Source organism: Mesorhizobium sp. WSM3866 (assembly GCF_002294795.1).
GTDB lineage: Bacteria > Pseudomonadota > Alphaproteobacteria > Rhizobiales > Rhizobiaceae > Mesorhizobium.
Map to the genome: position 1 here is coordinate 1 of NZ_NSGC01000006.1, position 14,155 is coordinate 14,155.

Sequence of the window (14,155 nt, forward strand, 5' to 3'; positions counted from 1 at the left end):
TCGCGCCGGCCACTTCCTCGCCTTCATCCATCTCGCCGCAGCTATGTTATGGATGCGCTGAATGTCGATTCAGCCTAGTCCTTGACGGTCGAGATGTCGGGCGCGTCGACCGCCTTCATGCCGACGACATGGTAGCCGGAATCGACGTGATGGACCTCGCCGGTCACGCCGCGCGACAGGTCCGACAGGAAGTAGACGCCGGAATCGCCGACCTCTTCCTGCGTCACCGTCTGCTTGAGCGGCGCGTTGTACTCGTTCCATTTGAGGATGTAGCGGAAGTCGCCGATGCCGGAGGCGGCAAGGGTCTTGATCGGGCCGGCCGAGATGGCGTTGACGCGGATCTTCTTGGCGCCGAGGTCGACGGCCAGATAGCGCACGCTGGCCTCGAGCGCCGCCTTGGCGACGCCCATGACGTTGTAGTGAGGCATAACCTTCTCGGCGCCGTAATAGGTCAGCGTCAGCAGCGAGCCGCCTTCGCTCATCAGCGGCTCGGCGCGCTTGGCGATGGTGGTGAAGGAAAACACCGAAATATCCATGGTGCGCAGGAAATTATCGCGCGTCGTCTCGACATAACGGCCGGTCAGCTCGTCCTTGTCCGAGAAGGCGATGGCATGGACGAGGAAGTCGAGCTTGCCCCAGTGCTTGGCGATGTCGGCAAAGACTGCGTCCAGGCTTTCCGGATCGGTCACGTCGCAATGGCCGGCGACATGCGCGTTGAGTTCCGCCGCCAGCGGCTCGACGCGCTTCTTGAACGCCTCGCCCTGATAGGTCAGCGCGATTTCGGCGCCGTGATCGACGCAAGCCTTGGCGATGCCGAAAGCGATCGACCGATTGTTTGCGACGCCAAGGATGAGGCCTCGCTTACCGGCCATCAGGCCCTGTCCACCCGCCATGTGCGCAATTCTCCGCAAGAATGTCTGCTTTGTGGAGCCCTATCGCACAGGCACAGGGCCCCTTCAAGCGTCGAAAACAGACTGGCTTGAGGAGAAAACCGCTTCGATCAGCCTTTCCGCTTGCGCATCAGGGCTTCGAGATCGGCGTCTCCACCCTCCGGCAGCATCAGCCGCACATGGGCGTAGAGATCGCCATGGCCACCTACTTTTTCCGGCAGGCCCCTGCCCTTCAGGCGCAACACCTTGTCCGAGCTCGACCATGCGGGAACGTTGACCGCGAGCTTGCCGGTCGGCGTCTCGACGGCCACCTTGGCGCCGAGCACCGCGTCGGCGAGTTCGATAGGCAGGTCGACATGCAGGTCGCGGCCCTCGATGCGATAGCGCGGATGGCGGCGAATGTGGATCTTGACCAGCGCGTCGCCCGGCTGGCCGGGCCCCTGCTCGCCCTGACCCTTCAGGCGGATGGTCTGGCCCTCCTCGACATAGGTGGGAAGCTTGACCGCCATCTTGCGGCCGTCAGGGAACATCGCCGTCACCTTCTCCGCGGTGGCGGCCTCTTCGACGGTGATGTCCAGCGTGACATTGAGGTCAGGCGCCTGGACCGGCTGGCGACGGTCGCCACGGCCTGGACCGCGCCCACCCGAAAAGGCCTCGCCGAAGATCTGGCTGAAGATGTCGCTGTTGCCGTCGAAAGGATCGCCGCCCGGACGACCGGTGCGGAATTCGAAATGCGCCCCGCCGGGGCCCTGCTGACGGCGGAATCCGGCAAACGGATCGCCACCGGCCGCGCCCTCGAAGCCCTGGAATCTCGGCTTGCCGTCGGCGTCGATCTCGCCGCGATCGTAAGCTGCGCGGCGCTTCTCGTCGCCGACGATCTCATAGGCCTGGTTGGCGGCCGCAAAACGCTCTTTCGCCTTCGGATCATTCGGATTCTGGTCCGGATGATGCTGCTTGGCGAGCTTGCGGTACGCCGATTTTATTTCCTTGGCCGAGGCGTTCTTGGCAACGCCCAGCACCTCATAGGGGTCGCGCATGCTTCCTGCCTGAAAGAGAGATTGGGTCCACAGTTGCCCTCTATATGCGCTCGCATAGGAAGAAATTCCAGTGGTGCAAGATGCCAATGGAGACTGAAATTAGAGCGCCTTGAACTCCTGCATGCGCCAGCCTCCGGCGTCGGCAATGCACAGCTCGCCCTGATACATGGCGACGCCGTCGAAACTTTCCCGCGTCGCGTTGAAGCGGCGGCAGGTCAAGCCGCCATCCTTGAGTTCCACCAGCTCGGTGATCGAGCCGCGGGAGCCGGTGCCGGCATTGGCCCATGGCACCGCCTGGCCGCCGAGCTCCTGGATGTCGGCGGAAGACACCGCATTGCCGATCGTGGTCTGGTCCGAGTCGTTGTCGCTGCTTGCCGGCACGGCGGGCGCGGACGGCGCGCTGGAGGTGATGATCGAGCGGTCAACCTCCGCCTTCTCGAGGCTGAAGCCGCCGGCGCCACAGGCCGCGAGCGGAAGCGCCAATGTCAGCAACGCAGCCTTGGCGCTGGCCGAAGCAATAACGCTCCATTGCCCGCTGTCAAAAGCTTGCGCGATACGCGACAATCGGCGAACTCCTCCCGCAACGTTAAAAATTTGGAAAACTATGAACGAAAGCGAGTTAACAAGCGGTGACTTCGCCGAGGCTTTGGAGCCGTTCCGGCTGTTTGCCGAGTGGCTGGACGACGCCGTCAAGAGCGAGATCAACGACCCCAACGGCGTTGCGTTGGCAACCGTCGACGCCGACGGCATGCCGGATGTGCGGATGGTGCTGCTCAAGGGGTTCGACGAAAGGGGATTTGTCTTCTACACGAATTTCGAGAGCGCCAAGGGCCGCGAGATTCTTGGCAGCATGAAGGCGGCGATGTGCTTCCACTGGAAATCGCTGCGCCGCCAGGTGCGCGTGCGCGGGCCGGTGGAGATCGTCAGCGACGCCGAGGCCGACGCCTATTATGCGACGCGGCCGCGCGGCAGCCGCATCGGCGCCTGGGCCTCGAAACAGTCGCGGCCGCTGGAAAGCCGCTTCGCGCTGGAGAAGGCGGTGGCCGAATACACGGCGCGCTATGCGATTGGCGAAATCCCGCGGCCGAAACACTGGTCGGGCTTCCGCATCCTGCCGGAGACGATCGAGTTCTGGCACGACCGCCCGTTCCGGCTGCATGACCGCATCGTGTTCTCGAGAAACGACGGCGGCGGCTGGGACAAGACGCGGCTTTACCCCTGATGTCGCCGAGAGCGGAGATTTTTCAGCCTTTCTTGCGGGTCATGAAGGCGGTCAACGCGGCGCGCGCCTCGTCGGACTTCAGCCGCTCGCGGAAATGCTCGCTCTCTAGCTTGATGCGGGCGACGAGTTCCTCGCGCGGCTCACGCATCAGATCGCGGGCAATCTTAAGCGCCTGCGGCGGCTTGGCGGCGATCTCGGCCGCCGCTGCCAGCACCGCGCCTTCCAGGGCGTCTTCCGCGACCACGTCGTAGATCAGGCCGGCGGCCTTGGCGCGCTCAGCCGAAAAGCCTTCGCCGAGACCGAGCAGCGCGAAGGCGCCCTGGCGGCCGAGGACCTGCGGCGCGAGCAGGCTCGAGCCGGCCTCCGGCACGAGGCCGAGGTCGACGAAGGGCGTGCGGAAGAGCGTTCGCGGCGTGGCGAAGGTCAGGTCGCAATGCAGATTGAGCGTGGTGCCGATGCCCACCGCTATGCCATCGACACCCGAGACCATCGGCTTCTCCGCCTTGGCCAGCGCCATCAGGAAATCCCACACCTCATTCCCCCCCTCGCCGCCGGTGGCGATCACCAGGAAGTCCGCAAGGTCGTTGCCGGAAGAAAAGGCACCGGGCACCCCGAGAAAGACATGGACGCGAACGGTCGGGTCGGCATCCCCTTCAGAAAGGGCGGCCGACATTTTCGCATACATGGCACGCGTCAGCGCGTTCTTCTTGTCCGGCCGATTCATACGGATGATCTGCACGGCGCCCCAGCGCTCGATAAGGATATGGTCGGTCACGGTCGGTTCCTTCGGCTGACTGGCTGTTCAGGCGATCAGCGCCTTGCCGGCGGCGGCGAGGCTTTCGGCGCCGTCGATGACGCGCTCCTTGAGCGCGCGCGTCTCGCCTAGGAGGTTCTCGGCAAAGAAGCGGCAAAGCGCGACGCGGCCGCGGTCGGCTAGGCCGCCTTGCGCCAAATAAGCGCCGCCGGCGGCGAGCGAGATTAGGCGCAGATAGGGCGTGGCGCCGGCCATCGCGGCATCGGCCTTGCCGTCGGCCAACAGCCTTTGCAAGAAGCGCGTTGCCTCGTCGAGATCGGCAAGCGCGCGATCGAGATTGTCGGCGGTGCGGCCAAAACCTTCGATGTTGGAGGTGCGCACCGCATCGGCCATCGCTTTCAATTCGCCGATATAGCGATGCACGTGCGCGCCGCCGCCGAGCGGCAGTTTTCGCGAGACGAGGTCGATCGCCTGGATGCCGTTGGTGCCTTCATAGATCGGCGCGATGCGGGCGTCGCGATAGAGCGCCGCCGCGCCCGTCTCCTCGATGAAGCCCATGCCGCCATGCACCTGGATCCCCAGCGAAGCGACCTCGACGCCGACATCGGTCGAAAAAGCTTTTGCCAGCGGCGTCAAGAGATTGGCGCGGTCGCGCCAGTTAGCGGCGGCCTCGCCCTCGGCGACACGGGCACGGTCGATGGCGTGCGCGCAGGAATAGGCGATAGCACGCGCGATCTGCGTCAGCGCCTGCATTGTGAGAAGATTGCGCTGCACGTCCGGGTGATGGGCGATCGGCGCCATGCCGGACCCTGAATAATCAGATGCCTTGCCCTGCCGGCGCTCATTGGCATAGGCGATCGCCTTCTGCGTGGCAGTTTCGGCCACCGCAACGCCCTGCATGCCCACCGCGAGACGAGCGTTGTTCATCATCGTGAACATGCAGGCCAACCCCTTGTTCTCCTCGCCGACCAGCCAGCCGATGGCGCCGGGCGTCATGCCCGCAAAACCGTCGCCATAGATCATGGTGCAGGTCGGCGAAGCGTGGATGCCGAGCTTGTGCTCGAGGCTGGAACAGAAGACGTCGTTGCGGGCGCCGAGCGAGCCGTCGTCATCGACCAGGAACTTCGGCACCAGGAACAGCGAGATGCCGCGCGTGCCGGCGGGCGCGTCGGGCAACCTCGCCAGCACCAGATGCACGATGTTGTCGGTGAAATCGTGCTCGCCATAGGTGATGAATATCTTCTGGCCGAAGATGCGGTAGGTTCCGTCGGCGGCAGGCTCGGCACGCGTGCGCAAAGCGGCGAGGTCCGAGCCCGCCTGCGACTCGGTCAGGTTCATCGTGCCCATCCACTCGCCCGAGACGAGCTTCGCCAGGTATTTGGCCTTGAGCGCCTCGGAGGCGTGCTTGTCGAGCGCCTCGACCGCGCCCATGGTGAGCGTCGGGCCGATGCCGAAGGCCATCGCGGCGGAGTTCCACATCTCGAGCGCGGCGACGGCTAGCATGGTCGGCAAGCCCTGGCCGCCATATTCGGCCGGCCCGGACAGCGCGTTCCAGCCGCCTTCGATCCAGCGCCGGTAAAGCTCCTTCCAGCCGGGCGGTGTGGTGACAGAAGCGCCCTTCAACACCGCGCCATGCTCGTCGCCGATCTTGTAGAGCGGCGCAACCTCCTCGCTGGCGAAGCGCCCGGCCTCGGCCAGGATCGCGTCGACCAGGTCCTCGCCGAGGTCGCCGAAGGTGCCGTCGTCCAGCGCCGGCTTCAGGCCGGCTACCTGCTTCAGCGTGAAGGCGATGTCCTCGACCGGTGCGCGATACATGTTTGCTGCTTCTCCTCCAGTGCGGCCAACCGTAGTCGCGTAGCCGAAGCGAGGCCATTCATTCTTGGGGTTGGCCTGCGTCCTTCTTTTTACGTAAACGTCAAACACGCGGATTTTGCAAGCGTTGACTCCGTCATCCACGGCCGGAGAGGTTCAGTCGCTGTTCCGGCGCTGAACACCTCGCGGTTTGACAGCACTTCCTTAACCATAGCGGTTCAGGATCGTCGTCTGGTCAGTGGGGACACCCTGATTTGAAAAAGCCGGCGCGCCCTCTTCGCCGCTTGGCGCTTCTCGCGGCTGCGGTTGCGCTGGGCACGGCGGCAAAGGCCTCGGATTTCTCCGAGCCGTGGAAGAATGCCGACCGCGCGCTGGTGATCGACGCCTACGAATATAACTCCATCGATTGGGCTGAGCTTGCCACCGACAAGCGCATTGTCGGCTTCATCAACAAGGCGTCCGACGGGCTGCCGCCGCCCTATTTCTGCTTCGGCGACGAGACAGAGGTGAAGCTCTGCAAGGCGCTGTGGAAGCGCCATGCGGTGACGCGCGAGCTTTTCCAGACACGCAAGGTGGTGGCGAAGGCGCTCGGCCTGAAGTGGGGCGCCTATCACCTCGCCCGCCCCGGCAATCCGGTCGAGCAAGCCAACAATTTCATCGATTTCGCCGAGCCGGCGCCGGACGATCTCATTGCCCTCGACATCGAGGGCATCGACCCCACGCAATGGATGTCGCTCGAGGATGCGGAAGAATTCGTGCGCCAGGTGCATCGCCGCCTCGGCCGCTTCCCGGTGCTCTACTCGAACGGCAAGACCGCCCAGTACATCGCCGACAACCGTTACACCTACCGGCTGTTGTCGCGGTTGCCGCTCTGGTATGCGCGCTACAAGCCGGACATCGACGTGCATTTCCCGATGGGCAACTGGCAGGGTTACGCGCTCTGGCAGTTCGCGGCAAAGGCGAATTGCGGCCGCTTCAGCTGCCCCTATCGCGTGCCGGGCACGCCCAACGACATCGACGTCAGCGTCGCGCCGATGAAAGCCGATGCGTTGCGCCAGCAATGGGCCTTTGGCGGCCTGATCGACGTGCCGGCGGATTACCTCGCCTCGATCCCGGTGCCGATCCCGCGCGAAGCGGGCCTCGCCGGCAAGGTCACCATCACCTATGCCGATGTGGCGACGCCGCCGACCATCGAGGAAATGGTCGCGGTGCTCGGCGCGCGCTGGGAGAAATTCCGCGACGGATTCCGCATGCCGGTGGTCAAGACCGTGCCGCAGCGCCCGAGCTTCGGCATCGTGCAATATGTCGCCTGGAAACGGGCCGGACAGCGCACGCCCGAACAGCTCGACGCCGCCTTCGCGGCCGCCGATCCGGTCAGCACTGCATCGACGACGCTCGACCACCGCAGGCAGTAGTCAACGGCAGCGTCAACGATGATTGCCCAGGCTGGCATACATGCCGGTGGTGCGGAACTGTGTGGGCGTGATGCCGTAGCAGCGGCGAAACACCTTGGAAAAGTAGTTCGGGTCGTCGAAACCGCACAGAACAGCGACTTCCTTTACCGGCAGGAAATCGGCCTTGGTCAGCAACTTGGCGGCGCGCTGCAGCCGCTGCTGCAGGACGAATTCGGCCGGCGGCAATCCTTCGCTCTCGGCGAAGCAGCGCGAGAAATGGGCGCGGCTGAGGCCGCTGATTTCGACCAGCTCCGCCACCGGCAGCGGCTTGTCGAGATTGGCGTTGATGTGATCGATGACCGGCTGCATGGCGCTCTGCTTCTCGGCGAAGGCGTGCGAGCCGAAGACATCGTCGTAAAGCGCCATCGCCGCCTCATAGGCGATCGCCGAGGCCGCGCCCGGCGAGGCGGCGCCCTTGATCAGGCGCAGGCTGCAATCGGCAAGGTGATCGATGGTCGCCGGCTGCAGCCGGAACACGGGACCTGAGACGCTGAGGATCGACTTGTGGACGCGGAGCGCCTCCTCGCCGTTCATCGATATCCAGAAATATTCCCAGCGGTCGCCCTTGGCCAGCCAGTAGCGATGGTTGTGCGGCACCAGCACCAACAGCGTATCGTTCGCCTGCAGGCGGTAATTGCGGCTTTCATAGCGCAATTGTCCGGTGCCGCTGATCGTATGCTGGAGCACGGTAAACGGGATCTGGCCGCGCTTTCGCCCGTCCCAGTCGTAAGTCTCGTCCTCGCGCACCTCGTAGCCGGTGCTGGTCGGCATGGCGTGCAGGCGCTGGCGCCCGCGCGGCAGCGAGATCGTGCGCATTAGCTTTCCATTGGCGATCAGATCCTGCAGCACAAAATTACCCTCGAAAGCATAATCCTTCTCTGGCCGCGCCGGCGAATAAGCGCATAATCCGGCTCACTCAAGAACGGGAAAGACCCGCGGTCGAGGAGCGGGCGGGAGGAGAAAGAGCTGGATTTCCGGCTCCACATGGCGAGCGCGCCTGCCGGCGCGCGGCCATATCCTCCCTTGCTGCTCCTTGCCTAACATTCGATTGGATCGAGGTGAAGGTGATGAGCTTCAAAATCGCTATTATTGGCGCCGGCAGCGTCGGCTTCACCAAGAAGCTGTTCACCGACATTCTCTGCGTGCCCGAATTCAAGGACATCGAATTCGCGCTGACCGACATCAGCGAGCACAATCTCGGGATGATCCAGGCGATCCTCGATCGGATCGTGGAAGCAAACGGGCTGCCGACCAAAGTGACGGCGACGACCGACCGCCGCAAGGCGCTGGAAGGCGCGCGCTACATCATCAGCTGCGTGCGCGTCGGCGGTCTCGAAGCCTATGCCGACGACATCCGCATCCCGCTGAAATACGGCATCGACCAATGCGTCGGCGACACGATCTGCGCCGGCGGCATCCTCTACGGCCAGCGCAACATCCCGGTGATCCTCGACTTCTGCAAGGACATCCGCGAGGTCGCCGAGACCGACGCCAAGTTCCTGAACTACGCCAACCCGATGGCGATGAACACCTGGGCCGCGATCGAATACGGCAAGATCGACACGGTCGGGCTCTGCCACGGCGTGCAGCACGGCGCCGAACAGATCGCCGAGGTGCTCGGCGCGAAGTCGCCCAGGGAGCTCGACTATGTCTGCTCCGGCATCAACCACCAGACCTGGTTCATCGAGCTCAGGCTGAACGGCCGCGCGATCGGCAAGGACGAGCTGGTCGCCGCCTTCGAAGCGCATCCGGTCTATTCGAAGCAGGAGAAGCTGCGCATCGACGTGCTGAAGCGCTTCGGCGTGTATTCGACCGAAAGCAACGGGCATCTGTCCGAATACCTGCCCTGGTACCGCAAGCGCCCCGACGAGATCACACGCTGGATCGACATGTCGGACTGGATCCATGGCGAGACCGGCGGCTATCTGCGCTACTCGACCGAGACCCGCAAATGGTTCGAAACCGAGTATCCGCAGTTCCTCGAAGCGGCGTCGAAGCCGATCGACCCGGCGAGGCGCTCCAACGAGCATGCCAGCCACATTCTCGAGGCGCTGGAAACAAACCGCGTCTACCGTGGCCATTTCAACGTCAAGAACAACGGAGTGATCACCAACCTGCCGCAGGACGCCATCATCGAGTCGCCCGGCTTCGTCGATCGCTTCGGCATCAACATGGCCGCCGGCATCACACTGCCCGAGGCATGCGCCGCCACCTGCATGTCCTCGATCAACGTCCAGCGCATGTCGGTGCATGCCGCGATCGCCGGCGACATCGATCTCTTGAAGCTCGCCATGCTGCACGATCCGCTGGTCGGCGCGGTGTCGACGCCGGAGGAGGTCTGGCAGATGGTGGACGAGATGGTCGTCGCCCAGGCCGCCTGGCTGCCGCAATATGCCGACGCCGTGCCGGCGGCAAAGGAGCGGCTTGCGAAGTCGAAGGTCAAGACCCGCGAATGGGCGGGCGCGGCGCGGCGCAACGTCCGCTCGATCGATGAACTGCGCGCCGAAAAGGCGGCACTGAAACAGGCCGGCTGAGATTTCGGGCAGGCGGACCTGCAGGAGGCAGGTCAGCCGAAACGGTCCCCAAAATAAAGATCAAGCGGCGGGCAAGCAGCAGACGTTCAAAACATCTGGGAGGAGACAATGAGGAACTTACACAGAATTGGCATTGCCGCCGGACTGGCGCTCGGCGTTTCTATTCCGGCGCTCACCGCTTTCGCTTCCGAACCGACGATCCCGCCAGAGCCGGCGACATTCCCGGCCGAGGGCAAGATCCATTATGTGGCGCGCGACTCCATCCTGGAGTTCAAGGCGCTGCCCGATTACCACGAGCCGGACTGGGTGACGCAGAAATACGTCAAGACCGGCAAGCTGCCGCCGCTCAACGACAGGCTGCCCAAGGAACCGCTGGTCTTCAAGACCGCCAACATGCCGGACGGCATCGGCGTCTATGGTGACACGATGCGCCATGTCATCGGCGGCAGGCCGGAAGGCTGGAACTACGGTGCCGGCCAGACGCAAGGCTGGGGCGGCATCGACATCGCGCTTTCCGAATGCCTGACACGCACCGCGCCGCTGTTCCAGGTCGACGCCGAGGACACCGAGCCGCTGCCGAACCTCGCCAAGAGCTGGGAATGGTCGAAAGACGGCCACAAGCTCACCATGCATCTCGTCGAAGGCGCCAAATGGTCGGACGGCGTGCCCTTCAACGCCGACGACGTCATGTTCTACTGGGACGACGAGGTCGTCGACCCCAACGTGTCGCCGCTCAACGGGGCGACGCCCGAAACCTTCGGCGTCGGCACGATGCTCAAGAAGATCGACGACTACACCGTCGAATGGACGTTCAAGGAAGCGTTTCCGAGGCAATATCTCTATGCGATGGCCTATGGCACCTTCTGCCCCGGCCCGGCGCACATTTTGAAGCCGCAGCATCCGAAATATTCGAAGAACACCTACGACCAGTTCAAGAACGCCTTCCCGCCGGAATACATGAACATGCCGGTGATGGGCGCCTGGGTGCCGGTCGAATACCGCCCGGACGACATCATCGTCATGCGGCGCAATCCTTACTACTGGAAGGTCGACGAGAAGGGCAACCAACTGCCATATCTCAACGAGCTGCAATACAAGCTCTCGACCTGGGCAGATCGCGACGTCCAGGCCGTCGCAGGCTCGGGCGACTTCTCCAATCTCGAGCAGCCCGAGAACTTCGTCGCTTCGCTGAAGCGCGCGGCTGACAAGAACGCGCCGGCACGGCTTGCCTTCGGTCCGCGGCTCATCGGCTACAATCTGCGTATGAATTTTTCCGCCAATGGCTGGGGCAACCCGGACGAGCGCGGCCAAGCGATCCGCGAATTGAACCGCAACGAGGATTTCCGCAAGGCCGTGACCATGGCGATCGACCGCAAGGCGCTCGGCGACTCGCTGGTCAAGGGACCGTTCACCGCCATCTATCCCGGCGGCTTCTCCTCCGGCACCAGTTTCTATGACCGCAAGTCGACGGTTTATTACCCGTTCGATCTTGAAGGCGCCAAGGCCGAGCTTGCCAAGGCCGGTCTCAAGGATACTGACGGCGATGGCTTCGTGAACTTCCCAGCCGGCACCGCCGGCGGCAAGAATGTCGAGATCGTAATGCTGGTCAACAATGACTACACCACCGACAAGAGCCTTGCCGAAGGCGTCGTGGCGCAGATGGAGAAGCTTGGGCTGAGGGTCGTGCTCAACGGGGTCAACGGCACGCAGCGCGACGCGATCCAGTATTCCGGTCGCTTCGACTGGCTGATCCGGCGCAATGACCAGGAGCTCACCTCCGTTGTGCAGAACACGGAGCAACTCGCTCCGGTCGGTCCGAAGACCAGCTGGAACCATCGCGCGCCTGAAAGCGGCGAAGTCGATCTGATGCCGTTCGAGAAGGACCTCGTCGACATCGTGAACAAGTTCGTCACGACGCAGGACAACGACCGGCGCGCCGACCTGATGAAGAAGTTCCAGAAGATCTCGACCGAGCACGTCTACAATGTCGGGCTGACGGAATATCCCGGCGCGCTGATCGTCAACAAGCGCTTCTCCAACATCCCGCAGGGAACGCCGATCTTCATGTTCAACTGGGCCGAGGATTCGATCATCCGCGAACGCGTCTTCGTCGCAGCTGACAAACAGGCGAAATATGAGCTCTTCCCCGACGAGCTTCCCGGCAAGCCCGGAGACAAGGGGCCGATGAACTAGTTAACCTCCCTGACGAAGAGAACTCCGGTCGCGCCAGCTGGCGCGGCCGGACAAAGCCAAATCTCCGGTAGCGCCCAAGGAGCGACCGGCCAGCAAAGGAAGCCGACCATCCATGTTGCGATTCCTGCTCATGCGCATAGCGTCGGCGCTTCCCGTGCTCGCCATCTTGAGCCTCGTCACCTTCGCCATCATCCAGGCGCCGCCGGGCGACTATGCCGACTACATCAAATCGCAGCTCATCAACCAGGGCGGCGCCTCCTATGCCGAGGCGGACGCACAGGCCCAGGCCTACCGGAAAGAACACGGCCTCGATAAGCCGCTGCCTGTTCAGTATCTCAACTGGATCGCCGGCATCGTCACCCGCGGCGATTTCGGCTACAGCCTGTATTACAACAGGCCGGTGGCGGACGTGGTCGGCGAGCGCCTGCCGCGCACGCTGCTCCTGGCGCTGGTCTGCCACCTGCTCGCCTCGGTGCTGGGCATAAGCTTCGGCATTTGGGCGGCGACCCGCCAGTATTCCTGGATCGACTCGACGCTCTCGGCCATCTCCTTCCTCGGCATGACGGTGCCGCGCTTCCTGATGGCGCTGATCATCGTTTATCTGCTGGTCTTCCAATTCAACGTGTCGGAGATCGGCAGCTTCTTCTCGCCGCAATATGGCGGCGCGCCATGGTCGTGGGCGAAATTCCTCGACCTGGTCAAGCATGTCTGGCCGGTGGTGGCGATCGCGACCTTCGGCGGGCTCGCCTACAATATGCGCGTCATGCGCGGCAACCTGCTCGACACGCTCAACGCGCAATATGTCGAGACGGCCAAAGCCAAGGGCCTGACTGGCGGCGCCGTGGTGATGCGCCATGCCGTGCCCAATGCGCTGCATCCATTGGTCATGTATCAAGGCGTGGTGCTGCCCTACATGCTGACCGGCGAGATCGAGACGGCGATCATCTTCGCGCTGCCGACCGTCGGGCCGGCGATCGTGGGCTCGATGGCGGTGGGCGATGTCTATGTGACCGCAACCTTCATGATGGTTCTGTCGGCGACGCTGATCGTCGGCAACATCATCGCCGACATGCTGCTGGTCCTGCTCGACCCCCGCGTGCGCCAGTTCGGGGAGCACTAGATGCTGGCCCGCGATCCCTCACCCCCGCCACCCGCCGAAGGAGCCGCGATTTCGGCCGAGCGTGGCAACGAGAGCTACATCGCGCTTGTCTGGCGCCGGCTGAAGCGCTCCTGGACCGGCATGGCCGGGCTATGCCTGGTCGTGCTGCTGCTTCTCATGACCCTGTTCGCGGAATTCCTCGCGCCTCTCGACCCGAAAGCGACCGATATCGCCTTCGCGCCGCCGCAGATGGCTAGCTTTCACGACAAGGACGGCCACTTCGTCGCGCGGCCAAGGATCTACGCGCTGGCCGAATCGACCGACCTCGACCCGGTGACCTTCCAGCCGATCGTCGGCCCCGATTACGATCATCCACGACTGCTCGGCTTCTTCGTCGAGGGCGCTCCCTACAAACTCTTCGGCCTCATCCCGGCGAACCGGCATTTCTTCGGCTCGATGGACGGCCAGCCAGTGCATTTTCTCGGCACCGACAAGTTCGGCCGCGATGTGCTGTCGCGCGCCATCCATGGTTCGCGCGTCTCACTGATGATCGCGCTGACGGTGGTCTTCATCATCACCCTGATCGGAACCAGTGTCGGCATGGTGTCCGGCTATTTCGGCGGCCGGTTCGATGTCTGGATGCAGCGCTTCGTCGAACTGGTGCTCGCCTTCCCGCAACTGCCGCTTTACCTGGCGCTGACGACGCTGATCCCGGTCACCGCGCCGACCAATGTCTTTCTCGCCTTCGTTATCATCGTCATGTCGGCGCTTGGCTGGGCGCAGATGTCGCGCGAGGTACGCGGCAAGACGCTGGCGCTGGCGCGCATCGACTATGTGCGCGCGGCCATGGCGGTGGGCGCCACCGATCGGCGCATCATCATCCAGCACATCTTTCCCAATGTGATGAGCCATGTGATCGTCGCCGTGACGCTGGCGATCCCAACGGTGGTGCTTCTGGAATCCTTCCTCGGCTTCCTCGGCTTCGCGGTGAAGCCACCGCTGATCTCCTGGGGACTGATGCTGCAGGACACCGCGACCTATTCGGTCATCGGCACCTATCCCTGGATCCTGTCGCCGGTCGGCTTCGTGCTGGTCACCGTCTTTGCCTTCAACGCGCTGGGCGACGGCCTGCGCGATGCCGTCGATCCCTATTGAGGTGG

The 14,155-nt window shown here is 63.7% G+C and carries 12 protein-coding genes; 6 read left to right on the plus strand and 6 right to left on the minus strand.

Translation table 11 applies throughout. From position 1 onward, the window contains the following. Nucleotides 1-74: 74 nt before the first annotated feature. From fabI to CK222_RS15170, 3 genes are all read right to left on the minus strand, one after another. On the minus strand, nucleotides 75-893 hold the full coding sequence (fabI, locus tag CK222_RS15160; RefSeq protein WP_059186698.1) for an enoyl-ACP reductase FabI: 819 nt from the start codon (nucleotides 891-893) through the stop codon (nucleotides 75-77). A gap of 107 nt (nucleotides 894-1,000) precedes the next feature. Continuing rightward, nucleotides 1,001-1,927, minus strand: a complete 927-nt coding sequence (locus CK222_RS15165) for a DnaJ C-terminal domain-containing protein (RefSeq protein WP_066998086.1) — start codon at nucleotides 1,925-1,927, stop codon at nucleotides 1,001-1,003. A gap of 99 nt (nucleotides 1,928-2,026) precedes the next feature. Then, the gene (locus tag CK222_RS15170; protein ID WP_067327836.1) at nucleotides 2,027-2,491 is read right to left on the minus strand and encodes an RT0821/Lpp0805 family surface protein; all 465 of its coding nucleotides are present in this window, start codon (nucleotides 2,489-2,491) and stop codon (nucleotides 2,027-2,029) included. Nucleotides 2,492-2,531: 40 nt separating this feature from the next. On the opposite strand from CK222_RS15170, the gene pdxH reads away from it, so the two are divergent. Next, nucleotides 2,532-3,149 carry a pyridoxamine 5'-phosphate oxidase gene (gene pdxH / locus CK222_RS15175; RefSeq protein WP_095800897.1) on the plus strand — a complete coding sequence of 206 codons (618 nt, stop codon included), beginning with the start codon at nucleotides 2,532-2,534 and terminating at the stop codon, nucleotides 3,147-3,149. A gap of 22 nt (nucleotides 3,150-3,171) precedes the next feature. Here pdxH and CK222_RS15180 read toward each other — a convergent pair whose 3' ends face one another. Together CK222_RS15180 and CK222_RS15185 are read right to left on the minus strand one after the other, a co-directional pair. After that, entirely contained in the window at nucleotides 3,172-3,924 is a 753-nt protein-coding gene (locus CK222_RS15180; protein ID WP_095800898.1) for a crotonase/enoyl-CoA hydratase family protein, read from the minus strand. Between the two features lie 27 nt (nucleotides 3,925-3,951). Then, nucleotides 3,952-5,718 (minus strand): acyl-CoA dehydrogenase, encoded by a 1,767-nt coding sequence (locus CK222_RS15185; protein ID WP_095800899.1) that lies wholly within the window; start codon nucleotides 5,716-5,718, stop codon nucleotides 3,952-3,954. 251 nt (nucleotides 5,719-5,969) lie between these two features. Between CK222_RS15185 and CK222_RS15190 the strand changes: the two genes are divergently transcribed. Further along, nucleotides 5,970-7,130 carry a glycoside hydrolase family 25 protein gene (locus CK222_RS15190; protein ID WP_067327832.1) on the plus strand — a complete coding sequence of 387 codons (1,161 nt, stop codon included), beginning with the start codon at nucleotides 5,970-5,972 and terminating at the stop codon, nucleotides 7,128-7,130. Nucleotides 7,131-7,142: 12 nt separating this feature from the next. Here the strand turns inward: CK222_RS15190 and CK222_RS15195 are convergent, their stop codons facing one another. Then, on the minus strand, nucleotides 7,143-7,985 hold the full coding sequence (locus CK222_RS15195) for an AraC family transcriptional regulator (RefSeq protein WP_095801111.1): 843 nt from the start codon (nucleotides 7,983-7,985) through the stop codon (nucleotides 7,143-7,145). 251 nt (nucleotides 7,986-8,236) lie between these two features. On the opposite strand from CK222_RS15195, the gene CK222_RS15200 reads away from it, so the two are divergent. The 4 genes from CK222_RS15200 (at nucleotide 8,237) to CK222_RS15215 (ending at nucleotide 14,150) form a co-directional block, all read left to right on the plus strand. Continuing rightward, the gene (locus CK222_RS15200) at nucleotides 8,237-9,703 is read left to right on the plus strand and encodes an alpha-glucosidase/alpha-galactosidase (RefSeq protein WP_095800900.1); all 1,467 of its coding nucleotides are present in this window, start codon (nucleotides 8,237-8,239) and stop codon (nucleotides 9,701-9,703) included. A gap of 108 nt (nucleotides 9,704-9,811) precedes the next feature. Further along, nucleotides 9,812-11,896, plus strand: coding sequence for an ABC transporter substrate-binding protein (locus CK222_RS15205; protein ID WP_095800901.1), 2,085 nt, complete (start codon nucleotides 9,812-9,814; stop codon nucleotides 11,894-11,896). A gap of 112 nt (nucleotides 11,897-12,008) precedes the next feature. After that, nucleotides 12,009-13,016, plus strand: coding sequence for an ABC transporter permease (locus CK222_RS15210; protein ID WP_095800902.1), 1,008 nt, complete (start codon nucleotides 12,009-12,011; stop codon nucleotides 13,014-13,016). Beyond that, nucleotides 13,017-14,150, plus strand: coding sequence for an ABC transporter permease (locus tag CK222_RS15215; protein ID WP_095800903.1), 1,134 nt, complete (start codon nucleotides 13,017-13,019; stop codon nucleotides 14,148-14,150). It abuts the gene before it with no gap. Nucleotides 14,151-14,155 lie beyond the last annotated feature (5 nt).